19 protein-coding genes and 2 pseudogenes are annotated in these 23,486 nt (G+C 69.1%); 11 read left to right on the forward strand and 10 right to left on the reverse strand.

The window, feature by feature from the left end:
• Nucleotides 1–214 precede the first annotated feature (214 nt).
• Complete coding sequence (locus ACFYYH_RS22425; protein WP_388553755.1) at nucleotides 215–2,977, reverse strand: AAA family ATPase; 2,763 nt, start codon at nucleotides 2,975–2,977, stop codon at nucleotides 215–217.
• A gap of 782 nt (nucleotides 2,978–3,759) precedes the next feature.
• On the opposite strand from ACFYYH_RS22425, the gene uvrA reads away from it, so the two are divergent.
• On the forward strand, nucleotides 3,760–6,246 hold the full coding sequence (gene uvrA / locus ACFYYH_RS22430) for an excinuclease ABC subunit UvrA (RefSeq protein WP_388553757.1): 2,487 nt from the start codon (nucleotides 3,760–3,762) through the stop codon (nucleotides 6,244–6,246).
• Here uvrA and ACFYYH_RS22435 read toward each other — a convergent pair.
• The 4 genes and pseudogenes from ACFYYH_RS22435 to ACFYYH_RS22450 all read right to left on the reverse strand — a co-directional run.
• Nucleotides 6,198–6,479, reverse strand: a complete 282-nt coding sequence (locus tag ACFYYH_RS22435; protein ID WP_388553759.1) for a transposase — start codon at nucleotides 6,477–6,479, stop codon at nucleotides 6,198–6,200. The genes uvrA and ACFYYH_RS22435 overlap by 49 nt on opposite strands.
• 273 nt (nucleotides 6,480–6,752) lie before the next feature.
• Entirely contained in the window at nucleotides 6,753–7,025 is a 273-nt protein-coding gene (locus tag ACFYYH_RS22440) for a DJ-1/PfpI family protein (RefSeq protein WP_388553761.1), read from the reverse strand.
• A gap of 38 nt (nucleotides 7,026–7,063) precedes the next feature.
• The gene (locus ACFYYH_RS22445) at nucleotides 7,064–7,513 is read right to left on the reverse strand and encodes a DUF1931 family protein (protein ID WP_388553763.1); all 450 of its coding nucleotides are present in this window, start codon (nucleotides 7,511–7,513) and stop codon (nucleotides 7,064–7,066) included.
• Nucleotides 7,514–7,929: 416 nt separating this feature from the next.
• Nucleotides 7,930–8,256, reverse strand: a pseudogene (locus tag ACFYYH_RS22450) (aldo/keto reductase); the annotation flags it as partial.
• Nucleotides 8,257–8,636: 380 nt separating this feature from the next.
• Here ACFYYH_RS22450 and dnaK point away from each other — a divergent pair.
• From dnaK to ACFYYH_RS22495, 9 genes are read left to right on the forward strand one after another with little or no spacing between them, the layout of a single operon-like run.
• A complete protein-coding gene (gene dnaK, locus ACFYYH_RS22455) occupies nucleotides 8,637–10,532 on the forward strand; it encodes a molecular chaperone DnaK (protein WP_388553765.1) in 1,896 nt (631 codons plus the stop codon).
• Between the two features lie 8 nt (nucleotides 10,533–10,540).
• Nucleotides 10,541–11,152, forward strand: a complete 612-nt coding sequence (locus ACFYYH_RS22460) for a nucleotide exchange factor GrpE (RefSeq protein WP_388553767.1) — start codon at nucleotides 10,541–10,543, stop codon at nucleotides 11,150–11,152.
• A 6-nt stretch (nucleotides 11,153–11,158) separates the two neighbouring features.
• Complete coding sequence (locus ACFYYH_RS22465) at nucleotides 11,159–12,112, forward strand: DnaJ C-terminal domain-containing protein (protein ID WP_388553769.1); 954 nt, start codon at nucleotides 11,159–11,161, stop codon at nucleotides 12,110–12,112.
• Complete coding sequence (locus tag ACFYYH_RS22470; protein WP_388553772.1) at nucleotides 12,109–12,516, forward strand: chaperone modulator CbpM; 408 nt, start codon at nucleotides 12,109–12,111, stop codon at nucleotides 12,514–12,516. The genes ACFYYH_RS22465 and ACFYYH_RS22470 overlap by 4 nt, the downstream gene beginning before the upstream one ends.
• Nucleotides 12,507–15,146, forward strand: a complete 2,640-nt coding sequence (gene clpB / locus ACFYYH_RS22475) for an ATP-dependent chaperone ClpB (RefSeq protein WP_388553775.1) — start codon at nucleotides 12,507–12,509, stop codon at nucleotides 15,144–15,146. Before ACFYYH_RS22470 ends, clpB begins: the two co-directional genes overlap by 10 nt.
• Complete coding sequence (gene trxA / locus ACFYYH_RS22480) at nucleotides 15,143–15,589, forward strand: thioredoxin (protein WP_351578620.1); 447 nt, start codon at nucleotides 15,143–15,145, stop codon at nucleotides 15,587–15,589. Before clpB ends, trxA begins: the two co-directional genes overlap by 4 nt.
• Nucleotides 15,590–15,594: 5 nt before the next feature.
• Nucleotides 15,595–15,858, forward strand: a complete 264-nt coding sequence (locus tag ACFYYH_RS22485) for a UBP-type zinc finger domain-containing protein (protein ID WP_388553779.1) — start codon at nucleotides 15,595–15,597, stop codon at nucleotides 15,856–15,858.
• Complete coding sequence (locus ACFYYH_RS22490; RefSeq protein WP_388553782.1) at nucleotides 15,858–17,672, forward strand: FAD-dependent oxidoreductase; 1,815 nt, start codon at nucleotides 15,858–15,860, stop codon at nucleotides 17,670–17,672. Before ACFYYH_RS22485 ends, ACFYYH_RS22490 begins: the two co-directional genes overlap by 1 nt.
• A 54-nt stretch (nucleotides 17,673–17,726) precedes the next feature.
• Nucleotides 17,727–18,227 (forward strand): Hsp20/alpha crystallin family protein, encoded by a 501-nt coding sequence (locus tag ACFYYH_RS22495; RefSeq protein WP_388554026.1) that lies wholly within the window; start codon nucleotides 17,727–17,729, stop codon nucleotides 18,225–18,227.
• 694 nt (nucleotides 18,228–18,921) lie between these two features.
• On the opposite strand, the gene ACFYYH_RS22500 is transcribed toward ACFYYH_RS22495, so the two are convergent.
• Together ACFYYH_RS22500 and ACFYYH_RS22505 are read right to left on the reverse strand one after the other, a co-directional pair.
• Nucleotides 18,922–19,392 (reverse strand): DUF4334 domain-containing protein, encoded by a 471-nt coding sequence (locus tag ACFYYH_RS22500; RefSeq protein ID WP_388553784.1) that lies wholly within the window; start codon nucleotides 19,390–19,392, stop codon nucleotides 18,922–18,924.
• Between the two features lie 304 nt (nucleotides 19,393–19,696).
• Nucleotides 19,697–20,302: a reverse transcriptase N-terminal domain-containing protein gene (locus ACFYYH_RS22505; RefSeq protein WP_388553787.1), complete on the reverse strand. Its 606-nt coding sequence runs from the start codon at nucleotides 20,300–20,302 to the stop codon at nucleotides 19,697–19,699.
• A gap of 71 nt (nucleotides 20,303–20,373) precedes the next feature.
• Between ACFYYH_RS22505 and ACFYYH_RS22510 the strand changes: the two genes are divergently transcribed.
• Nucleotides 20,374–21,336 carry a threonine/serine dehydratase gene (locus tag ACFYYH_RS22510; protein ID WP_388553790.1) on the forward strand — a complete coding sequence of 321 codons (963 nt, stop codon included), beginning with the start codon at nucleotides 20,374–20,376 and terminating at the stop codon, nucleotides 21,334–21,336.
• A 231-nt stretch (nucleotides 21,337–21,567) separates the two neighbouring features.
• Here ACFYYH_RS22510 and ACFYYH_RS22515 read toward each other — a convergent pair whose 3' ends face one another.
• The 3 genes and pseudogenes from ACFYYH_RS22515 to ACFYYH_RS22525 all read right to left on the reverse strand — a co-directional run bounded on the left by ACFYYH_RS22515 (nucleotide 21,568) and on the right by ACFYYH_RS22525 (nucleotide 23,166).
• Nucleotides 21,568–22,368: a hypothetical protein gene (locus tag ACFYYH_RS22515; protein WP_388553793.1), complete on the reverse strand. Its 801-nt coding sequence runs from the start codon at nucleotides 22,366–22,368 to the stop codon at nucleotides 21,568–21,570.
• A gap of 251 nt (nucleotides 22,369–22,619) precedes the next feature.
• Nucleotides 22,620–22,805 (reverse strand): annotated as a pseudogene (locus tag ACFYYH_RS22520) (hypothetical protein); the annotation flags it as partial.
• A gap of 31 nt (nucleotides 22,806–22,836) precedes the next feature.
• On the reverse strand, nucleotides 22,837–23,166 hold the full coding sequence (locus tag ACFYYH_RS22525) for an AAA family ATPase (RefSeq protein ID WP_388553796.1): 330 nt from the start codon (nucleotides 23,164–23,166) through the stop codon (nucleotides 22,837–22,839).
• Nucleotides 23,167–23,486: the final 320 nt, after the last annotated feature.

Genomic DNA, 23,486 nt, shown 5'->3' on the forward strand with positions numbered 1-23,486 from the left:
TGGACAAAACTAGGCCCTGTCCGGTCGATCTTCGTGGGCCCGGAACGCCTGGTACGGCACCTCGCCGCGTTGTCGGACTCGTCCACGTACGGTCCGGGCCGTCGACAATGCCGACCCTCCGCCTTGCGATGCTCCCCCGTAGCCTGAACGGCACGGGAGGTACCCCCTCCACCAGACGCCCCGGCCTGATCCACGAAGATCGACCGGACAGGACCTAGTCGGACGTTGAGGGACCGCCGTCGAATCCCGGCCGGCCGAGTGCGGCGGCGATCTGCCTCCGCGAGGTGAGCCCGAGTTTGCGGAACACCTTGTTCAGATGGAACTCGACCGTCGAGGTCGTGATGAACAGCCGGGAGCCGATCTCGGCGTTGGTCAGTCCTGAAGCGGCCTGCAGGGCCACCTGTCGTTCCTGGGGCGTGAGATCGAATCTGGTTTCCGGGACGCGTCTGCGCGCTGTCTCCCCTGTTGCGAGCAGCTCGATCCGGGCTCGTTCGGCGAACAGTGACGCGCCCCAGGCGCCGAAGGACTCATACGCGGCCCGCAGATGGGTCCTGGCCTCGGACCGGCGCTTGCGCCGACGGAGCCACTCGCCGAACAAGAGGCGTGACCGTGCGTGTTCCGCGGCGAGAGGGACAGTGGCCAGAAAGTCGATCGACTCCCGATACCGGATCTCGGCGTCGGCGGTCTCGTCCGTCAGGGCCCGGCATCGGGCCAGGAGCCCCAGCGCCCACGGCGTTCCGGCAAGCTGCGCACGCTCTTCGAGCCGCTTCAGCGCAAGGGCCGCCGTGTGCCGGTCGCCTGCGCGGACGGCGGCTTCCACGAGAAGCGGCAGCACGAGGTTGCCCTGCGACGGCACGTCCTCCTCGTAGACGGGCAGCGCGTGACGCAACGCCTCGTCGTAGCGCCCCATACCCAGGTCGAGAATGCAGAGTGCGTGAAGCGCCAACTGGCGCAGCATGCCCAGTCCGTATGTCGTGGCGACGACATCCATTGTCGCCACAACGGCGCGCACATCGCTCTCCCTGCCCATCCACGCGTACAGCAGGGCCCTGTTGAGATCTCCTTGCGTCGTCAGTCCCATGGCGGTGGCGTAGTCGTCGGCCTCGGCGAAGAGCGCGTCCGCCGCGGTCAGCCGTCCGTTGCGGATCTCGGTGTACGCCAGGGCCGACAAGGACAGGCTGAGGCCGTACAGCGCTCCCTGGCTGCGGTCCGCGGCCGCGAGCCGGCCGACGATCTCGACGGATGCCTCGATGTCCCACACGTCGTCCGCCGCGAGGCTCACGATGATGCTGAACGGGCTCGCCACGTCGTGCAGTTCGGCTGAGGCGCGCAGCTTCGCCAGGGCTTCCTGGATCGTCGCCACGCTGCTCTCGTAGCCGTAGGCCGTACGGAGAGCCAGGCCTTTGATCAGCTCGTCGGGGCTCCAGGCCGGGGCGTCCGGGCGGTGCGGGGTGGCGACCGCGGCCTTGGCCACGTCCGCCAGGGTCGTGCGATGCATGGGGTCCCGGGCGATGACGGCGGCGTGCATGGCCTCGTAGAGCAGTTCCCAGGTCATGCGGGGATCCGCGTCGGCGAGTTCGGCCACGGCGTCGAGCATCATGGCGGGGACGCGGTCGTTGCCGGTGTCGAAGAGCTCTGCCGTGGCCCGGATCCGGAGCGCTCGGGCGCGGGCGGAGGGGTGCCGGAGGGCCGGTACGGCGAGGTCGAGCAAGGGGTGCACCGCGGCGCGGTCGCCGGAGGTCAGATGGGCCTGGGCCGCGGCGAGATAGCGCTCAGCGCGTTTGGCCGGCTCGGCGGTGAGCTCTGCGGCCTTGGACAGGAACAACGCCTGAGCGGAGTAGCCACCCCTGGCCCGGGCCAAGTCCGAAGCGGCGTCCAGGTCCGCGGCCGCCGCGTCGTCGGGGCCGAGGGCCGCCTGGGCACGGTGCCAGGCCCGCCGGTCGGGAACATGGGCCGGATCGCTGGCCGCCTCAAGGGCGGCATGGATCCGCCGCCGGTCGTTCCCGGAAGCCGCCGCGTAGACCGAGGATCGGATGAGCGGATGCCGGAACCCGAGGCCGGCGCCGTGGTCCAGGATCCCGGCCTCGACCGCCGCGACCGCGGACCTGGCCGGCAGGCCCAGCACGCCCGCCGCGTGCCAGACCACCGCCATGTCGTCGGTCGGTGCCGCGGCCATGAGAAGGAGCAGCATCCGGGTGTCCGACGGCAGCGCGGCCACCGACTGCCGGAAGTGCTCCTCCAGCAGCCTGCTCACGGGCAGGGGCTCGGGCATCGGTGCGACCCCGGCCAGCTGCTCGGCACCGAGATGCGACGCCAGTTCGATGAGCGCCAGCGGATTGCCGCCGGTGCCGTCCACGATGGAGTCCGCGACCGCCGTGTCCAGGTGCCCGTCAACGGCGAGGGACAACAGCTCCCGGGCGTCGGCGGCGGGCAGCCCGCCGACATGCAAGGAAGGCATGGCGTCGAACAGTCTGTGGTCGGCGAGGTCGTTCCTGGCCGCGAAGATCAAGCCCAGCGAGTCGGCGTGGAGCCGCCGGGCGACAAAGGCCAATGTCTCGGCCGACTCCCGGTCGAGCCAGTGGACGTCGTCGATCAGGCACAGCATCGGCAGCTCCGACGCCGCGGAGGACAGCAGCGCCAAGGTCGCCAGACCGACGAGGTACCGGTCCGAGTGCGAGATGTCGGCCAGGCCGAGCGCGGCGTTCAACGCGTCCTGTTGTCTGGTGGGAAGCCGGTCGATGCGGTTGAGGTGCGGCCGTAGGAGCCGGTGCAGCGCGCCGTAGCCCAAGAGCTGCTCGGCTTCGACGCCGACCAGCCGCGTCAGCCCGACACCGGTGGCTTGGGCTGCCGCGTGTTCCAGCAGGCGCGTCTTGCCGATCCCGGCTTCGCCCACGAGTACCAGGACGCCGCTGAGCCCGTCCCGAGCCGCGTCGAGTAGTTGCTCGATCGCTTCGCGTTCGGCGAAGCGGCCGACCATCGGCCGCACCGTCCCGGGACGAGCCCCGCGCCACACCATGGAATCCCCTGTCGTCGAGACCCTGACGTGAGAAGACGCTAGGCGCGCGGGGATGTCGTAATCGAGCGTCACATGACGGTGATCCAACTCAAAGCGCCACCCGTCTTGCACGGCTCGGTGGAGAAGACGAGGCTGAGTGCGGGGAAGGCCCGGTGCTGGCGCGGGCCGCGCACCTGGCGGACGCGGTCCTCGAATGCGCCGGCTCGATGCCGGCCCCGGCCACCTCCTTCAGCGCGGTGCGCGATGGCGGGGTGAACCGCCCTGAAACAGCACCGGGCCGTGGCCACCCCATACGACAAGCGCGCTACGTCTTCCTCGGCACCGCAACAGCGGCAGCCCTGACCATGGGACGGTGCTGGGCTCTGTGGCGTGATCACCGTGCACGGCTCCCGGTGAGCGTTGAGCGGCCGTTGCCGGGCGGAGGCCCCGCACAGCTCGGATCGGGCATCCGCAACCGGCGGTTACGGTGGGCTGGGCGGAGGCGCTCCTGCCTTCGGCGAGGCCGCCCCACGCCTGGTGCTGGACGCCGGCTCGTGCATGGTGCCCAGGAGCCGGTCGGGGTCGGACGTTTGCGTGATCATGTCCATCCAGATCGGGCCGCCGGTGTGGGAGGGGACGCCGACACCGCTCGTCGAATGTTCCCCGGGAGCAGCTCATACCGGGATTCTCCGGATGCTCGTGTGAGCGGGCCCGATGACGGCGCCTGTCGCGCGGTTCCCGGCGCGATCAGGTAATCAGGAACGGTGGACAAGGACGCGACCGACCCCTTCGTGCATGTCCGGGGCGCCTGTGAGAACAACCTGCGGAACATCGATGTCGACGTTCCTCGGGACGCGATGGTCGCCTTCACCGGCGTCTCCGGTTCGGGCAAGTCCTCGCTCGCGTTCGGCACGCTCTACGCGGAGGCCCAGCGGCGCTACTTCGAGTCCGTAGCACCGTACGCCCGAAGGCTGTTGCAACAGGTCGGCGCACCGCACGTGCGGGAAATCACCGGACTGCCACCGGCCGTGGCCCTGCAGCAGCGACGCGGGACGCCCAGCTCGCGCTCGACGGTCGGCACCATCACCACGCTGTCCAATCTGTTGCGCATGCTGTATTCCCGCGCCGGCACCTATCCGCCCCGGGCCGCACGGCTGGAGGCCGAGTCGTTCTCACCCAACACCGCGGCCGGCGCCTGTCCGGAGTGCCACGGGCTGGGCGTCGTGCACGACGTCGCCGAGGACCTGCTCGTCCCGGACCCCTCGCTGAGCATCCGCGAGGGGGCGATCGCCGCCTGGCCGGGCGCCTGGCAGGGCGCCAACCTGCGCAGTGTCGTGAGCGGCCTGGGGATCGACATCGACCGACCGTGGCGCAGACTCAGGAAGAAGGACCGGGACTGGCTGCTGTACACGGACGAGCAGCCCTCCGTGTACATCGAGCCGGAGGAGGACCGCGTCGACTACGGCTACCAGGGCAAGTTCTGGAGCGCCCGCAAGCACGTCATGCACGTCCTCGCCGACTCCAAGAGCGAGAAGATGCGCGAACGGGCGCTCCGGTTCGTCAGGAGTGTGCCCTGCCCCGAGTGTCACGGCAGCGGACTGCGGCCCGAGGCGCTCGCCGTGACCTTCGCCGGACGTTCCATCGCCGGGATCAACGCGATGCCGCTCACCGAGGTCGTGGCGCTGCTGCGGCCTGTCGCGGGGCGGTCCGAGGCCGACGCCACCACGTCGACCGCCCGATCCGGGGAGACGACCGAGGTCGCGGTCCGGATCTGCTGCGATCTGGTCGCGCGGATCGACGTACTGCTCGACCTGGGCCTCGGATATCTCAGCCTCGGGCGCCGCTCGACGACCCTGTCGCCCGGCGAGGCGCAGCGCCTGCGGATCGCCACCCAGCTGCGCTCGGGGCTGTTCGGCGTCGTCTACGTCCTCGACGAACCTTCCGCAGGCCTGCACCCGGCTGACGCGGAACCGCTGCTGGACGTGCTGGACCGCCTCAAGGCGGCGGGCAACTCGCTGTTCGTCGTGGAGCACGACATGGACGTCGTACGGCGGGCGGACTGGGTGGTCGACATCGGCCCCGGCGCGGGCGAGGGCGGCGGACGCGTGCTGTACAGCGGCCCGGTCGCCGGTCTTGAGCGGGTCGGGGAGTCGGCCACGAGCCAGTACCTGCTCGGGCGCGCCCAGCCGCTCGATCACCGCCCGCGCACACCGCACGGCTGGCTGCACCTGCGCGGCGTCTCCCGCCACAATCTGCACGACGTGTCCGTCGACGTACCGCTCTGCGTACTGACGGCGGTGACGGGCGTGTCCGGTTCCGGAAAGTCGACGCTGGTGACGCAGGTGCTCGCCGAGGTCGTCCGCGGCCACCTCGGACTTGTACCCGAGGAGCCCGACGAGGCGCGGCTGGAGGTCGACGTCCAGGACGCGTCGGGGGTCGAGTCGTTCGACCGGCTGGTCCGGGTCGACCAACGGCCCATCGGCCGGACTCCCCGGTCCAACCTGGCCACGTACACGGGGATGTTCGACGCGGTGCGCAAGCTGTACGCGGCGACGGACGAGGCCAGGGCGCGCGGCTACTCGGCCGGGCGGTTCTCCTTCAACGTGCCCGAAGGGCGGTGCGAGACCTGCCAGGGCGAAGGATTCGTCGCGGTGGAACTGCTGTTCCTGCCCGGCACCTACGCGCCGTGCCCGACCTGCGAGGGCGCCCGGTACAACGCCGAAACGCTGGAAGTCACCTACCGCGGCAAGAACATCGCGGAAGTGCTGGCGCTGTCCGTCGACGCCGCCGCCACGTTCCTGTCCGCCGTCCCGGCCGCCTCCCGCAGTCTGGAGACGTTGCGCGAGGTGGGACTGGGGTACCTGCGGCTGGGCCAGCCCGCGACGGAACTCAGCGGTGGTGAGGCGCAACGCATCAAACTGGCCACCGAACTGCAGCGAGCCCGCCGCGGGCACGCGCTCTACCTGCTCGACGAGCCGACGACGGGGCTGCACCCCTCGGACATCGCGCTGTTGCTGCGACAGCTGCACCGGCTCGTCGACGCAGGCAACACGGTCGTCCTCGTCGAGCACGACCTGGACACGATCGCCACCGCCGACTGGGTCATCGATCTCGGGCCGGGCGGCGGTGACGCGGGCGGGCGGGTGGTCGCGGCGGGCCCGCCGGCCAAGGTGGCGAGGGCCCGCCGCAGCGCCACCGCGCCCTATCTCGCGGCCCGGCTCGCGCGCTGCCATCGGCGGAACGGGTCGTAGACCCGGCCCCACGGCCCGTACTCGACGGGCATGTCCCGCCACGGAACACCGGTACGGACCCGGAACCGTATGCCGTATGCCGTATGCCGTCGATCAACTGCCGCCGAGGCCAGACAGGCGGCCGCCCCTCCCTGGCACCGTGCCCAGGGTGGGGGCCTGCACCCCGCGCAAGGCGACCCGTAGGTCCGCCAGTCCAGCAGTGTGCCGCAGCGTCCGCCGTTCGGCGCCGGCATGCTGCGGCGTCCCGCGGTACTGATTGCGACCGCCGCCGGGGAGTGGAATGCCACGACTGGCTCGATGCAGTCATCCTGACGGCGCTCATCGTGGTGATGACGATCACCACGTGGGCGTGCCGGCCTTCGACGCGGCTGTGTGACGCTACGGACCGGCAGCCGTACGGAGGCGACCGCCCCGGCTGATCGGCCCGTGGGGTGGAGAGCGGGCCCAGCAGGCCCACCCGCCCCTGTGCACCGCCTGCTCCCACCGCCTGCGGCCAGGCCGCCGGGTCAGCCGGGCATGGGGTGGTGCGCCCGGGCGAACTGTTCCACGACGGCGGCGCGGAAGGCGGGCAGGTCGGCCGGGCCGCGGCTGGTGACCAGCTGCCCGTCGACGACCACCTCCTGCTCGGCGACGACCTCCGCGCCGGCGTTGCACAGGTCCGGTGCGGATGCAGGTCCGGTGCGGATGCTGAGCCAGGACGTCAGGCCGCGAACGCACTGCGGGGTGACCCGGGCCTCGGTGAAGGTTCCCAGTCTCTGCCTTCCGTCCTCGTCCGGCATCTCAGCTCAGTCCGGCGACACGCACCGGGGCGCGACTGCTACAGCAGCCGGTCGAACACCGCGGTCACGCCCTCCCAGTGACTGGTCTGCGGGTTCTTGACATCCGGATACACGATTTTGAACGTCTCGGCGAGGGCGACGCTGAGACCGCCGATGATCTCGGGGTACCGCTCTTCGGCCTCCGGCGTGGGTGTCCTGTCGAGGAGAGGGTGCGCGGCGAGCTGTTCCAGGATCGGCTTCAGCTCGACCTCCTCGTCGAGCCGCCGGAACCGGTGGATGCTCTCCTGGAGGCCCTTGGTAATCGGTAGATCCCACGGTTCGACGGTATCCCTGCCGTTGGCCTTGGCCGATGCCTGGCCGACGACCAGGAGGTCGTAGAGCTTGGCGTCGACGAAGTCGCCGTACCGCTTCAGATCGTTCCTGTCCACGTCGAGGCTTGCGGCGGCACGGAAGAACCTCTCGAACTTCGACACACCCATCACGGTCATGCCTCTCGCCTCCTCACCGGGAACGGACGGCGTCGTTCGCTCCCGCCCACGCCGCCATCGGCTGTTACCCGGTCGAGATTCGCAGAGCCCCTTGCTGAGCGCCTCCACACCCCGGGCCGAAAAAGGGCGCCCCCTCTTCCCCTGGCAGAGCAGCATGAAGTGCGCAGGCATCCCTCGGCCAGCCGTACGTCCGTCCGTCCGCAGGAGGCTGCACGGCGTTGCAATGCCTCGAACGAGAATTGCTGACCGGACGACACGACCAGCTCGGGGGGCGGGCCTGTATGAGGAGGGCTCCCAGCCGAGACCGGAACAAGACCGGGCTCGGCTCAGGGGGTCGGGCTGAAGAGCAGGCAGCGCGTGCGGACCTGGTGCGCCCGACCCGGGGCGCGCAGGGCGCCGCGGGCGGCCCGCACAACGTTGGTCAGCTCGACCATGTCGGCGACGTCCAGATTGCTCACGCCCCAGTAACGGATCTTCTCCGCCTCCACCAGATCGGTGAATCCCGCAGGGGTCTCCTCGAGTGGCCACCGTCCCCGCCAGCGCAGCAGGTAGAGGCGCCCCCGCCAGTGCAGCAGGCAGAGGTCCAGCCGTTCCGCACGGAGCCGCCGCAGGCCGCCCTCGCAGGCGGCGACGGTGCCCTTCCGGTCGGCGTGGCCGGGCAGCACCTTGCTGACGAGGAAGACCTCCTCCCGGCGTCCCCGGAGGGCCTCCCCGACGAGCTCCTCGGCTGCGCCGTCGCCGTAGAAAGGCCGGCCCGCCCGGTCGCCCGGTCGGTCGGAGCAGCGGTGCTACAGGCTGTGCGCCCGACTGCCGGCCATGGGATCACTCCGTTCTCCCTGAGCCTTCAGGGAGGAGCCTTCAGGGAGGCGAGCGGTATCTCATGTACCCGCTCCGGGCCGGCTTGTCCGAGATGTCCGGATTCTTTCTCTCGTCCTCGTGGGGCTACCAGACCCGTGCATTCCTGACTCGCCAGGCGCAGGCGTGGAGCCACCCGGTTTGCCACCCTGGGGAGTGTTAGAGACCCTCCGTGCGCACCGGTAGGAAACCGGCGGAGCTCCCACCCCTACCCGAACGAACGGGATCCGGAGAGTCGACGCAGGCGCCGTAGCGGGAGGAGTTCCTCATGGCCAAGGCAGTGGGCATCGACCTGGGCACCACCAACTCGGTGATCGCCGTGTGGGAGGGCGGCGAGCCGTCCGTCGTGCCCAACAGCGAGGGCAACCGCACGACACCGTCCGTAGTGGCCTTCACCGACACCGGGGAGCGCCTGGTGGGCCAGCTGGCCCGGCGCCAGGCGATCCTCAACCCCAAGGGCACCATCTACTCGGCCAAGCGGTTCATCGGCCGGCACTTCGACGAGGTCTCCGACGAGGCCAGGGCGGTGGCGTACGACGTCGTCGAGGGCGATGGCGGGGCGGCCCGCTTCAAGATACGCGACAAGCTCTACGCGCCTGAGGAGATCAGCGCACAGGTGCTGCGCAAACTTGCCGACGACGCCTCCAAGCAGCTGGGGGAACGGGTCACGGAGGCGGTCATCACGGTGCCCGCCTACTTCAATGACGCTCAGCGCACCGCCACCAAGGACGCCGGACGGATAGCGGGACTGGAGGTGCTGCGGATCATCAACGAGCCGACGGCGGCCGCCCTCGCGTACGGCATGGACAAGAAGGAGCACGAGAGCGTCCTCGTCTTCGACCTGGGCGGCGGCACCTTCGACGTGAGCATCCTCGACGTCGGCGACGGCGTGGTGGAGGTGCGCTCCACCGCCGGTGACAGCCATCTGGGCGGCGACGACTTCGACCGGCGTCTGGTGGACTATCTCGCGGACGACTTCCAGAAGGCGAACGGCATCGATCTGCGCAAGGACCCGCAGGCGCTGCAACGACTGTTCGAGGCGGCGGAGAAGGCCAAGACCGAGCTCAGTTCGGTGACGCAGACGCAGGTCAGCCTGCCGTTCATCACCGCTGACGCCTCGGGCCCCGCGCACCTCACCGACTCGATCATGCGGTCCACTTTCGAGCAGATCACCGGCGACCTGGTGGAGCGGTGCCTGGGACCGGTGCAGCAGGCGATGGCCGACGCCAAGGTCGGCGAGAGCGACATCGACGAAGTCATCCTCGTCGGCGGTTCCACCCGCATCCCCGCTGTCCAGGCCCTGGTCCGCCGGCTGACCGGCGGCAAGGAACCCAACATGAGCGTCAACCCCGACGAGGTCGTGGCCCTGGGCGCCGCGATCCAGGCCGGGGTGCTCAAGGGTGAGGTCAAGGACGTCCTGCTGCTGGACGTCACCCCGCTCTCGCTGGGTGTGGAGACCCGTGGCGGAGTGATGACGAAGATCGTCGAGCGGAACACCACCATCCCGGTGCGCCGCAGCGAGACCTTCTCCACCGCCGAGGACAACCAGCCGGCCGTCGATGTGGTGGTCCTCCAGGGCGAGCGCGAGCGGGCCGCCGACAACCGGGTGCTGGGCCGGTTCCAGCTCACCGACATCCGGCCGGCGCCGCGGGGCGAACCACAGATCGAGGTCACCTTCGACATCGACGCCAACGGCATCCTCAACGTCAGGGCCCGCGACCGGGACACCGGCAAGGAACAGGGCATCACCATCAGCGAGAGCTCCAACCTGGACCGCAGTGAGGTCGAACGCATGGTCCAGGAGGCCGAGCGCAACCAGGGCCAGGACCAGGCACTCCGCGAGGCCGTCGACGCCCGTAACGAACTCGACGCCGTCGCGTACCAGGTCGAGAAGCGCCTCGCCGAACTGGGCGACGCAGCGCCCGCGCACGAGAAGGCACGCGCCGAGATGCTCGTGTCCGACGCCCGGACTGCGGTCAAGGAAGATGCAGGCGTGGAGCGCGCGCGGCCCCTGACCTCCGAACTCCAGCAGGTGCTGGCCGGGCTGGCGGCCCATCAGGGCGCCGCCACCGCGGATGGCGGTCCCGGCCAGGACGCCGCCACCGGTGGTCCCACGAGCGGCGGTGGCGACGATGTCATCGACGCCGATTTCGACAAGGGCTGAGGCGCGCCATGCCCACCCACCCCCGTGAATCCGACCGAGCCGCGTCGGATCCGGTCGAACCGGTCCCAGAAGGCGCCGTACGCCCTTCTCGCGGCGATTCGCCGCAACCGGGCCCGCCGCCCCGGCCCGAAGCGGCGCACGACGAACCGGGACCCGACGCCGCCGGCCCCGCGGCTGCCGAGGACGAGTACACGACCGCGATCCAGGAACTGGAGGACCGCTGGCGGCGCGCACTCGCCGACCTCGACAACCTTCGCAAGCGTCACGCCAGGGAACTGGAGCGCGAACGGGCGGCCGAGCGGTCCCGCACGGCGGCCGCCTTCCTGCCCGTCCTCGACAACCTCGAACTCGCCCTGACCCACGCCGGCGCCGATCCGGGCGCGATCGTGGAGGGCATCGGGGCCGTACGCGACCAGGCGGTGAACGTCCTCGAACTGCTGGGCTACCCGCGGCACGCGGAGACCGGCGTCGCCTTCGACCCGGCCCGGCACGAGGTGGTCGGCGTCGTCCAGGACCCGGACGCCCCACCGGGCACGGTCGTCGAGGTGCTGCGCCCCGGCTACGGGGACGGCGAGAGGCAGCTCAGGCCCGCCGCCGTGACCGTCGCGAAGCGGGAGTGACCAGTCATGGCACGGGACTTCTACGAGGTGCTGGGCGTGTCACGGACCGCGAGCCAGGACGAGATCCAGCAGGCATATCGCAAACTCGCCCGCAGGTACCACCCCGACATCAACAAGGACCCCTGGGCGGAGGAGCGTTTCAAGGACCTCAACGAGGCATACAGCGTCCTGTCCGATCCCAAAACCCGAGCCCGCTACGACCGCTTCGGCGAGGATTTCCGCACGATCCCCGAGGACTTCGACGAACGGGTCGCGGCGGGAGCGGGCGGCGGCTTCCGCGGTCGGAGGACCGCAGGCGGGGACGGTCCTCACGGCCGGTACGCCACCGGCTTCGGCGACGGCTTCGGCGCGGAGGGTATCGACATCGAGGATCTGCTCGGCTCCATGTTCGGAGCCGGCGCCGCCCGAGGCGGCGTCCCCGGAGCGGACCAGGAGGCCGAGCTGCCGCTCACCGTCGAGGAGGCGTACCGAGGCGGCCGTCGCACCGTCACGCTCGCCGGTCCCACCGGGCAGCCGCGGCGGTACGAGGTCGACGTGCCGCCGGGCGTCACCGACGGGCAGCGCATCCGGCTGGCGGGCGAGGGCGGCCGGGGCAGTGGCGACGCCGTCGCGGGCGACCTGTACCTGCGGGTGCGTATCCAGCCCCACCCCCGGTTCCGGCTGGACGGCCGCGACGTGCACATCCAGGTCCCGGTCGCCCCCTGGGAGGCGGCCCTGGGCGCGACCGTGCCGGTGCCCACGCCCGGCGGCGGCGCGGCCAAGGTCACGGTGCCCGCGGGTTCGTCCAGCGGCCGGCGGCTGCGGCTGCGTGGCGAGGGCATGCCGAACCCGCGCGGCGCGAACGGCGACCTGTACGCCGAACTCCGCATCATGGTGCCGCCCACCCTCGGTGACCGGGAGCGCGAACTGTTCGAGGAGCTCGCCGCCACTTCCTCGTTCGACCCCAGGAGGACGCGATGAACGACCGACCCGCGGGAGCGGCAGGCATCGGCCGGGCCGGCGTGGGCGCCCGTCCGGTACGAACGGGCGCCGACATCACCGCCTCGACGGCTGTCCGGTACGCGCTCATGCCCGCCCCCAGGCTTTCCCTCGACGCCGTGGCCCGTCGCTCGGGCCTTCACCCCGATCTGATCCGCCGGTTCGTCGCCCTCGGCCTGGTCGACGCCGAACGCGACGCCGCGGGGCACCTGGTCTTCGACCCCACGGCGCCGGCGGTTCTCACCCGCATCCAGCGGCTGCGCACCGGACTCTGCCTCAACTACGCATCCATCGGCCTGGTGCTCGACCTGCTCGACCGCATCAGCCTGCTCGAAGCCGCCCTGCGCGGCCGCAGCACGAGGAGTGAAACACCGCCATGGACATGAACCGTCTCACCCAGAAGTCACAGGAAGCCCTCCAGGAGGCCCAGACAGCGGCCGTCGGCATGGGGCACACCGAGGTCGACGGGGAGCACCTGCTGCTCGCACTTCTCGATCAGGAGGACGGTCTGATCCCGCGGTTGATGCAGCAGGCCGGCACCGAGCCGAAGGAACTGCGGGCGGCCGTGCGCGAGGAACTCTCCCGCCGCCCGAAGGTCACCGGCCCCGGCGCGGCACCCGGCCAGGTCTTCGTCACCCAGCGCCTCGGCCGCCTGCTCGACGCCGCCGAACGGGAGGCCAGACGCCTCAAGGACGAGTACGTGTCCGTGGAGCACCTCCTGCTCGCCCTGGCTGAGGAGAGCTCTTCGACCGCCGCCGGGCGACTGCTCAAACAGGCCGGCATCACCAGGGACTCGTTCCTGGGCGCGCTCACCCAGGTCCGCGGCAACCAGCGCGTGACCTCCGCCAACCCCGAAGTGGCCTACGAGGCTCTGGAGAAGTACGGCCGCGACCTGGTCCTCGAGGCTCGGTCCGGGCGGCTGGACCCGGTCATCGGCCGTGACGCGGAGATCCGCCGCGTCACCCAGATCCTCAGCCGCAAGACCAAGAACAACCCCGTCCTCATCGGCGACCCCGGCGTCGGCAAGACCGCCATCGTCGAGGGCCTGGCCCAGCGCATCGTTCGCGGCGACGTCCCCGAGGGCCTGCGCGACAAGACGGTGTTCGCCCTCGACATGGGCTCCCTGGTCGCCGGCGCCAAGTACCGCGGCGAGTTCGAGGAACGCCTCAAGGCCGTGCTGTCCGAGGTGAAGGCCGCCCAGGGGCGCATCCTGCTCTTCGTCGACGAACTCCACACCGTCGTAGGAGCGGGCGCCGCCGAAGGGGCCATGGACGCGGGCAACATGCTCAAGCCGATGCTCGCCCGCGGCGAACTCCACATGATCGGCGCCACCACCCTCGACGAGTACCGCAAGCACATCGAGAAGGACGCCGCCCTCGAACGCCGCTTCCAGCAGGTCCTGGTCGACGAGCCGAGCGTGGAGGACACCATCTCCGTCCTGCGCGGACTGCGCGAACGCCTGGAGGTGTTCCACGGCGTGAAGATCCAGGACACCGCGCTGGTCTCCGCGGCCACCCTCAGCCACCGCTACATCACCGACCGGTTCCTGCCCGACAAGGCCATCGACCTCGTCGACGAGGCGTGCGCCCGGCTGCGTACCGAGATCGACTCGATGCCCGCCGAACTCGACGAGATCACCCGCCGCGTCACCCGCCTGGAGATCGAGGAAGCGGCCCTCTCCAAGGAGACCGACCCCGCCAGCAGAACCCGCCTGGAGGAGCTGCGCAGGGAACTGGCCGACCTGCGCGGCGAGGCCGACGCCAAACACGCCCAGTGGGAGGCCGAACGTCAGGCGATCCGCCGCGTGCAGGAACTGCGCCAGGAACTGGAGCAGGTCCGCCACGAGGCAGAGGAGGCCGAACGCGCCTACGACCTCAACCGCGCCGCCGAACTCCGCTACGGCCGGCTCCAGGACCTGGAGCGCCGACTCGCCGCAGAGGAGGAGCAACTGGCCGCCAGACAAGGGCAGAACCGGTTGCTGCGCGAGGTCGTCACCGAGGAGGAGATCGCCGAGATCGTCGCCGCCTGGACCGGCATCCCCGTCGCCCGCCTCCAGGAGGGCGAACGCGAGAAACTGCTGCGCCTCGACGAGATCCTGCGCGAGCGCGTCATCGGCCAGGACGAAGCCGTCAGGCTCGTCACCGACGCCATCATCCGCGCCCGCTCCGGCATCCGCGACCCTCGCCGCCCCATCGGCTCGTTCATCTTCCTCGGCCCCACCGGCGTCGGGAAGACCGAGCTGGCCAAGACCCTCGCCCGGACTCTGTTCGACTCCGAGGAGAACATGGTCCGCCTCGACATGAGTGAGTACCAGGAGCGGCACACCGTCAGCCGGCTCATGGGCGCACCGCCCGGATACGTCGGCTACGAGGAAGGCGGCCAGCTCACCGAGGCCGTACGCCGCAAGCCGTACTCGGTTGTGCTGTTCGACGAGATCGAGAAGGCGCACACCGATGTCTTCAACACCCTGCTGCAGATCCTCGATGACGGCCGCATCACCGATGCGCAGGGCCGCACCGTCGACTTCCGCAACACCGTGATCATCATGACGTCCAACATCGGCTCCGAGCACCTCCTCGACGGCGCCACCGCCGAAGGTGAGATCAAGCCCGACGCCCGCGCCCTGGTGATGGGCGAGCTGCGCGGGCACTTCCGCCCGGAGTTCCTCAACCGCGTCGACGACATCGTGCTGTTCAAACCGCTCGGCGAGCGGCAGATCGAGCGGATCGTGGAGCTGCAGTTCGACGAACTGCGGCAGCGGCTCGCCGAACGCCGCATCACCGTCGAACTCACCGACGCCTCCCGGGAAGTGATCGCCCACCAGGGCTACGACCCGGTGTACGGGGCCCGGCCACTGCGCCGCTACATCTCCCACGAGGTCGAGACACTGGTCGGACGCGCCCTGCTGCGCGGCGACGTCCAGGACGGCGCGACGGTCCGCGTCGACGCCGAACACGGAGAGCTGGTGGTCACCTACGACCAGCCCGAGGACGCGAAGGGAGCGCGGGCGGCATGAGCACGATGCAGGCCACGACCGTCAGTTGTCCGAACTGCGGGCGCACCAACCGAGTGCCCGTGGCCGCGGAGGGCCGCCCCAAGTGCGGCCACTGCAAGCAGCCCCTACCGTGGATGGTGGACGCGGGCGACGACGACTTCACCGAGGTCGCCGAGCGGGCCGACGTCCCCGTCGTGGTCGACCTGTGGGCCACCTGGTGCGGCCCCTGCCGCATGGTCAGCCCCGCGCTGGAGAAGGTCGCCACCGATCTCGCCGGCCGAATCAAACTCGTCAAGGTCGACGTCGACAAGAATCCGCGGCTGTCGCAGCGTTTCGAGGTCCAGGCGGTGCCGACACTGCTCGTCCTCGACCAGGGCGAGACGGTCGCCCGGCAGGCGGGGGCGGCGCCCGCCCCCGCTCTGCGCCAGTGGGTGGAACAGTCGATCACGGCCCGGGAAGGGTGATCCGGATGACCCTGCACGCAGACCCCCACCTCTCGCTTGTCCGGCCGGTCCAGCCGCTGACCCCGGAAGGGTGTCAGGAGTGTCTGCTGCTCGGCTCCCCGTGGGTCCACCTGAGGCTCTGCCTGACCTGCGGGCACGTCGGCTGCTGTGACTCCTCGCCGAACAAGCACGCGCGTGGGCACGCGGCCGCCGACGGCCATCCGATCGTGCGGTCGTTCCAGCCCGGCGAGGAATGGCGCTGGTGCTACGTACACGAGGCGTTCGTCTGATGTCCGGCGACCAGTCGCTGCCGGGCGAAGAACCGGTGCCGGAGAAGGCGGACGAGGCCGTCTTCTGGGAGACCCCGGACATCTACGGCGCGTATCCGCGCCTTACGGAGGACCAGATAGCACGTCTGGCGGAGCACGGGCAACGCCGGAGCACGGCTCCGAACGACGTGCTGATCCGGGAGGGGGAGCGCTGCGAGACGTTCTTCGTCGTCCTCGGCGGTACCGTCGCCGTCGTCGAGGACTACGGCACTCCCGAGGAGCGCGTGCTGCGCGTGCACGGCCCCGGTCGCTTCATCGGCGAACTCGGGCTGCTGCACGGACAGGTGGCCTTCTACACCGCTGTCGCCAGGGAGCCGGGCGAGGTCCTCGTCGTCTCCTTGGACCAATTGCGCCACCTGGTGGCCCAGGACTCCGCCATCGGGGACGTCGTGCTGCGCGCCTGTCTGGGCCGTCGCGCGCTGCTCGTCGGACAGGGCGTCGGCTTCCGCATCATCGGCTCGCGCTACTCGCCCGACACCCGGCGGCTGCGCGAGTTCGCCATCCGCAACCGGCTGCCGCACCGCTGGATCGACCTGGAGACCGACGAGGAGGCCGAGGAGCTGCTGCGCCGCTTCGGCGTCGGCCCGGAGGAGACACCGCTCGTCATCTGGCGGGACACCACCCTGTTGCGCAACCCCAGCAACGCGGAACTGGCCCAGCTCATCGGCCTGCCGTCACTGCCCCCCGGAAACCGTCACGGCGACATCCTCATCGTCGGCTCCGGACCCGCCGGCCTCGCTGCCGCGGTGTACGCCGCCTCCGAGGGCCTGAGCACCACCGTGGTGGAGGCGATGGCCACCGGCGGCCAGGCCGCCACGTCGTCCCGCATCGAGAATCTGCTCGGTTTCCCCGCAGGTATCTCCGGCGCCGAACTCACCGAACGCGCCGTGCTCCAGGCCGACAAGTTCGGCGCCAGGATCAGCATTCCGGTGGAGGCGACCGGTCTCCACCCCAAGGGCGAGGACCACTACGTGGTGGCGTTCGCCGACGGCAGCGAGATCGCCGCCCGCGCCGTCGTCCTGGCCACGGGTGCCCGCTACCGCCGGCTCCAGGTGCCCGGTATCGAACGCCTGGAGGGAACGAGCGTCCACTACTCGGCGACCGTCTACGAGGCCCAGCAGTGCCGCACCGACCCGGTGGGAGTCGTCGGCGGAGGCAACTCGGCGGGCCAGGCGGTGCTGTTCCTCGCCGGGTACGCGTCGAAGGTGCACCTGCTGGTCCGAGGACCCAGCCTTGAGGCCGGCATGTCCCGCTACCTGGTCGACCAGGTCGAGCGCCATCCGCGGGTGGAGGTCATGCTGCACACCGAGGTCACCGAGGTCAGCGGCCAGGAGGTGCTGGAGGAGCTCGACGTGGTCGACAACCGCACGGGTGGGCACCGCCGACTCGCGGTACGGGGCCTGTTCGTCTTCACCGGCGCCGACCCCCACACCGAGTGGCTCGCCGGCATCATCGCCCTCGACTCCCGCGGTTTCGTCCTCACCGGCCCGGAGGCCCAGGAAGCCTGCGCCTACCCCGAGGTGTGGCACGCGCGCGGGCGCTCGTGCATGACCCTGGAGACCAGCCTGCCCGGGGTCTTCGCGGTGGGGGACGTCCGTAGCGGCTCGGTAAAGCGGGTGGCCTCGGCGGCCGGTGAGGGCGCGATGGCCATCCACTTCGTGCACCGGCACCTGGGGCACTCGGCCGCACCCGGCACCACGGGCACGTCCGCTGCCGCGGGCGGCTCGGACGTCTCCCCACGCATACGTCGCAAGGAGTCCGCATGGCTCGCATGACGAATGGCGGGCGATGAGATCACGAGAAGGAAGAAGGAGGCGATGGCGATGGCCATGGCCACGCCCGTCCGGCGCCACCGCGGTGGCGGTCTGCAGGAAAGGCCCGTCTGGGCACCCACCCCTCTCAGTCCGCTGGTCGAGTTCGACGAACTGCTCAACCAGATGAGCGGCCTGCTGGAGTCGACGGTGGGCGCGACACCCGAGGTTGCGTGGACGCCTCTCGCGGACGTGTCGGAGTCCGAGGACGCGTTCCACATAGAGATCGAACTTCCCGGTGTGAAGAGCAAGGACATTGACGTCGAGGCCAACGGTCCCGAACTCGTGGTCACCGGAGAGATCAAGGAGCGGGAGCGCAAGGGGGTCCTGCGCCGCAGCACCCGCCGCGTCGGAGCCTTCGAGTACCGTTTGCGGCTGCCCGGAGAGTTGGACACCCACAAGATCAAGGCCGACATGCAGGACGGAGTGCTCAGCATCACCGTCCCCAAGGCCGAAGTCGCAAAGCCCCAGCACGTCGAGATCAGCGAGACGAGTGAAAGCACCGAGAGCGGCGGCTGAGACGCGAACGCCGCGGTTCCGGGCACCCGTCCGGCACCGCGGCCGGGCCGGCGAGGCTCGACACCCGGGGCGGCCGCGGCAGCCCTCGCGGTCCCCGGCGTGACCGGCCCGCAACCCCGCCTCGCCCAACGCCTCGCGGAAGCCGCCGCACCCACCCGCACGGGTAGAGCACTCCGCGGCCGGTCCTCCCCAGGTGGAAGTGGTGCGCACCGAACCGGCGAATACCTCTTCTGGATCACCGACCCGCAGGACGCCCCCGACACCTGGCGCATCGCCGTGAACGAAGCCCGCGGCCGCCGGTGGTTCACCTTCGAAGGCACCCTGACCGGCTTCCTGACGTCCGTCCTGAGCGGGGAGACAGCCGTCCCCGCGTTCCCCGAGGACCTGCTTGAGGAGCCGACAGGCTTCACTCCCTGCTCACATTCTTTGAAGCTTCGGAGGGAGTACATGCGAAAGAGGCTCATAGCCGCTAGCTCAGCGCTGGCGGCCTGTGGCGCTCTCATGGGCGCTTCACCTTCCACAGCGAATCCGTCAGGCGAAGGTGCTCTCGTAGCGCGCCACTTTCAAGTCACAAGCGGTACGTGGTATTGCGAGAACAACGCTGAAGGTTTGGCGACTGGCTCATCGTTCTACTCGCCGATGATCTCCAGGGGGTGGACCCTGTGTTAGCCGGGCCCCAGTTAGCGGCAGGAGTCTATGACTCTTCACGCTCAAGCCAAAAATAGTATGGGGCCTCAACTCCCAATGTCGATTCCAGTTTTCCTTCCATGACGGCCATGAGAAAACTGTCGTCGACCCTTGCAAAATGGTCAACCCATGGCATGTAGTCATAGACCAGAGCTGCCGTGACCTTATCGCGAAATTCCATCGACCACATGGAGGCTTCGCCGTTCCCGCTGGGTTCAGTGTTCGAGTAGATTTCGCCGTCGTCTTTTCGGCATAGCAGCGGCTTGACATCGAGCGGGCCGTTGAATTCCTTGCCGTACCAATTCATTTCTTCAAGCGCACTGTTCACAGCATGCCCTGTGGCAAATATGCCACCTCGCCACCTCCCGAGGAGCTCCTGAGGTGTCACAGGGGTCAGATGGGGCCACAGTTTATAAAGCTGATCGGGCGAAACATCATCGCTTGACCGAAGTTCATCGAATACGCGTTTAATCTCCATGCTGAGAATCTTACACCGCAGCTGCAGTTCCGGCCATGGCTACCTGTGAGTGTGGGACCGGATCAAGACGCTCGTTATTCGCAGTGCGGAACCGCCGACATGCGGAGGGTGGCGGGCGGGAATTCTTCTTGCGCGACAGCCGAGCCCCATCTTTTGACGACTGCCACCAGATGGCGTTGCTGTGACAAAGATCAATTCGGCAGGGCTGCTCCTCAATATTTTCCTGGAGTGCTGTGCCCCCCCTCGGGCCAGGCCCCTGCCAGCGGCACCCCCAAACGGCAGCACAAGTCCCGCGAATCCAGTCTTATAGGCGCGGTCTCCCGTGTGCTGTGCCGAAAAGCGAAGGTCGCTCCTGGCGACGCGAACGCACCGCGGACGTTGATCTTCGGATGGCATCTACCAGACCTCTGCAAGGTGCCTCAGCATACTTTTCAGAAGTCGTATCTCTATCGATCGCGAGGTCGGCTCCTGCGGCGATAACTGCCGCAGTGAAACGCGTTTTACGCGACGAAGATGCCGACTCGATCGCGTCATGGCAGCCCCGGCCCGGAAGAAAGCCGGTATGACCTCGCCTCGAACCGGGCCTCCCAGTCAGGTTCCAGCGCCGCCGACACACGGGCCTGATGAGCCCTGTCGATGATGACGGGAATGCCGAGTGGGCGCTGCTTGCGTCCCCTCCCTTGCGTCCGGCGTTGACCTCTGGCACCCGTCGCACGCTGACCAGCGGGTTGCTCAGGTTCCGGAGCATCAGCTTCTGCAGGTTCCTGACCTTGGCCAAGTCACCTTCCTTCGATGCCGTGAAGATGCGTTGGCGCAGGACCTCCTGGAGTCGTGGGCCGGCGAGCCGCGGCTGACGACGCAGGCGCCCAGCAGCATGCCAGTCGGCGGGGTGGGCAGGTTCTCCTCCCATGCCTCGGCCTCGTCATACCTCGTCACAGGCGAACTGATCGAGGGCGCGCGCGGTGCGGTACGTTGCTGGTCATGTTCACGACGCGCCTCGATCTTGCCCGGATCCGCGCGGCCCGCGGGGATATCGATCCGATCTTTCTGGATACTCCGCTGTACCGGTGTGACGCGTTGGGACGCGAGCTGGGGTGCACGGTGAGTGTCAAGCTGGAGACGGCGAATCCGGTGCGCAGCTTCAAGGCCCGGGGTACCGAGCTTGTCGCCGGCCGGCTGGCGGGCCGGGGTGGTACGGCCGCGGTGTGTGCCAGTGCCGGCAACCTGGGCCAGGCACTGGGCTGGTCCGGTCGCCGCCGTGGCATCGAGGTGACGGTCGTGGCATCGCGCCGGGCGCCCGCGGTCAAGCTCGACCGGATCCGGGCGCTGGGTGCGGAGTTGCTGCTGGTGGACGGTGACTTCGAGATGGCCCGCGAGCGGGCCGTGAGTGTCGCGCGACGGCGGGGCGTGCGGCTGGTCGAGGACAGTCTCGACATCGAGACCTGTGAGGGTGCGGCGACCATCGGTCTGGAACTGGCGAGCGGGGCGTCCTGCTTCGACGCTGTCCTGGTCGCCCTGGGCGGCGGCGCGATGGCCACCGGTGTGGGGTACGTCCTGAAGACGCTTGCGCCGGACGTCGAGGTGATCTGCGTGCAGCCCCTGGGCGCACCCGCGATGACCCGCTCGTGGCACCAGCGCCGGGTCGTCACCACCGACTCGGCCGACACCATCGCCGACGGCGTCGCAGGCCGGTACCCCATCCCCGAGGTCCTGGACGACCTCCTCGCGGTGGCCGACGACGCCGTCCTGGTCCACGAGGCGTCCATCGTCACGGGCATGCGCATGCTCCTGGAGCACGCGGGCCTGGTCGTCGAACCCTCGGCGGCCCTCGGCGTCGCGGCCGTCCTGGAAGACCCTGACCGCTTCGCCGGCCGCCATGTGGCCACCATCATCTGCGGCAGCAACGTCGACCTGGACGCCTACCAGCGCTGGATCCGCACATGAGCCGACCGACACGGCCGCCGACGGGCCCTGCACACCGGCCCCCCTGTTTCGGTCGACAGGCCAGCATCACGAGACCCGGGCCGGTCCCGCCGACCGCCGCACGCCCCCCGGCACCCGCGCCTGCGTCGCCGACCAAGGCGCCAACACGGTGTCGGTGATCGACACGCACGGCCAGCGCCATCACCGTCGGCTGAACTTCCCATACCTGAGGCCCTGTCCGTGGACAGGGCCTCAGCGCTGTTCGGGGCTACGCGGCTGCTTCCCAGGATCAGTCAGACGAAGTGTCTCTTTGATCCTCTCGTTTCCCCCGAGAATCTTCCCGAGTTCAGCCGATGTCTCATCGTCGAGAAACGATGGATTCGCCTCAAGCGTCTTGACGACGTTCGCAACTTGCTGAGGTGTCAGTTCGGCAACTGCGCGTGCCAGTTCAACAAAACCATCATCATCTTCGATGTGGGCACTGGAAACTATTCTTACCTGCTCTTCGCTGAACGCCTTGGCCGCCAGAGCCAACAGAAGGCGCACCCGCGCTTCTGTGCTGCTCATGCTGGCTCTATGTCCGTCGAGCGCAGAAACCACTTCTTGCGAGGAGTTCACCACTGTAGCCTCAATCACAGTCGACGCCTCGGCAGTGGCTGGTTGACTGTCGGTCCCACGAGTTCTGGCAGGTCTGTTCCACCGAGACTTGATGGCCGGAAGTGCCTGATTTTTCCACCATCTCTTGACGTGTGGCTTAGCCGTAGCGACAGCATGGTATATGGCATGAGAAAGCAGCTCGGAAATCACCTCGACTAGTTCGTCGCGCTCCTTTGACCGCGAAACCGACCTGTACTCGTCGGTGACGTAGACGTGGACGAATGCCGACGGCGGGTCCGTTGGTAAATCTGCTTCGTTCTCATCGTCGGGAAAGAACGTGCCATGGTCTGCGAGGCGTCCATGGCTGTCGTAGAGGTTTTGATGGAGGCCACCATCTTTTGATTTCCCAGGAGTCAGGTCATCAGGATATTCAAAACGACCTTTGATACTAGCCATTTGCCACCTTCAGCCTGCGGGCACGCCGCCGTTCGGGGAGCGCGATCAGTTCATTGGGAGCCATGCTCCGACTGTACGTGCGACCATCGGCGTTTCCACAGGGAACCATAACGGCCACGGACGGCCTCGGTGCCGTCATGGGGCACCAGTGGATCGGCTCGCTCGGATCGGAGCCTGGTGCGGCCGGGGCGCGAGCGTTCTGGGGTGACTTGATCAAGACCGCAAGAGCCGCGGCGGGAACAGGGGCGTCGTTACGCCGAGGAGAAGCTGGTCGGACTCGGGGGCGGGCGGCCCGACCCCTTTTGCATGTGGTGCGCGAAGGTCTGCGGTGTGGTCATGTCGAGCAGGAGCATGGCGTCGTGGTCGGGGGCGCCGGGTTCGGCGGCGTAGGCGCCGAGGCGTTGGCCGGGGGTGCCTTCGAGGTGCATGCTCTGGGACGCGTGACCGCTCGGCTATTGCCCCGCCTGCTCAACGGACGCATCCGCGGCCGGCCGCGCCGATCACCGAGCTGATCGCGGCGACACGGCGGGCCAGGCAGTCCGCGGGAACGTCGACAAGTTCGAAACCGAACTCACGGTAGCTCTGCTCGTGGAACCTCTCGAAAACCAATGACTCCTCGAAACTGATCCGACGGGCACTGGTGGGCTCACAGAATCCCAGATTGCGGACGAAGAGCACCTGACGCTCGTAGATGTCCTCGGCGGTGATCCGCTCGATCTCCGCACTCAATGCGCGGGACACGGGCAGCCCCAGGTAGTTGGCGAGCGCGTATGTGCAGACCGGAGACCGGTCGAACACCTGGACGCTGGGTCGTCTGACGCCGACGTCGGAATTCTGAACCGGGTCAGCGGCTGGCGCAGGGGTGAGGCCCTGGTCCGGTGTGGTCAGTTCCGGGAAGCTGGAGGCTCTCGTTCTCTCCCCGGTCAACGCGAGGGACGGGCACGTGAGTTCAGATGCGGCACCGGGTCCTGGACGCTGTCGTGGCGTCCAGGACCGTCCTGGACGAGTGGCCGCTGTGGCTGGCTGGGGACAAGACACGGGGGGAGCGGCTTGCAGAAGGGCTCGCGACCCGGTGGGCGTCGACGCGTGGCGAAGATATTGCCTGTCCGCCCGCTCGC

Source organism: Streptomyces sp. NPDC002018 (assembly GCF_042890865.1).
Lineage (GTDB): Bacteria > Actinomycetota > Actinomycetes > Streptomycetales > Streptomycetaceae > Streptomyces.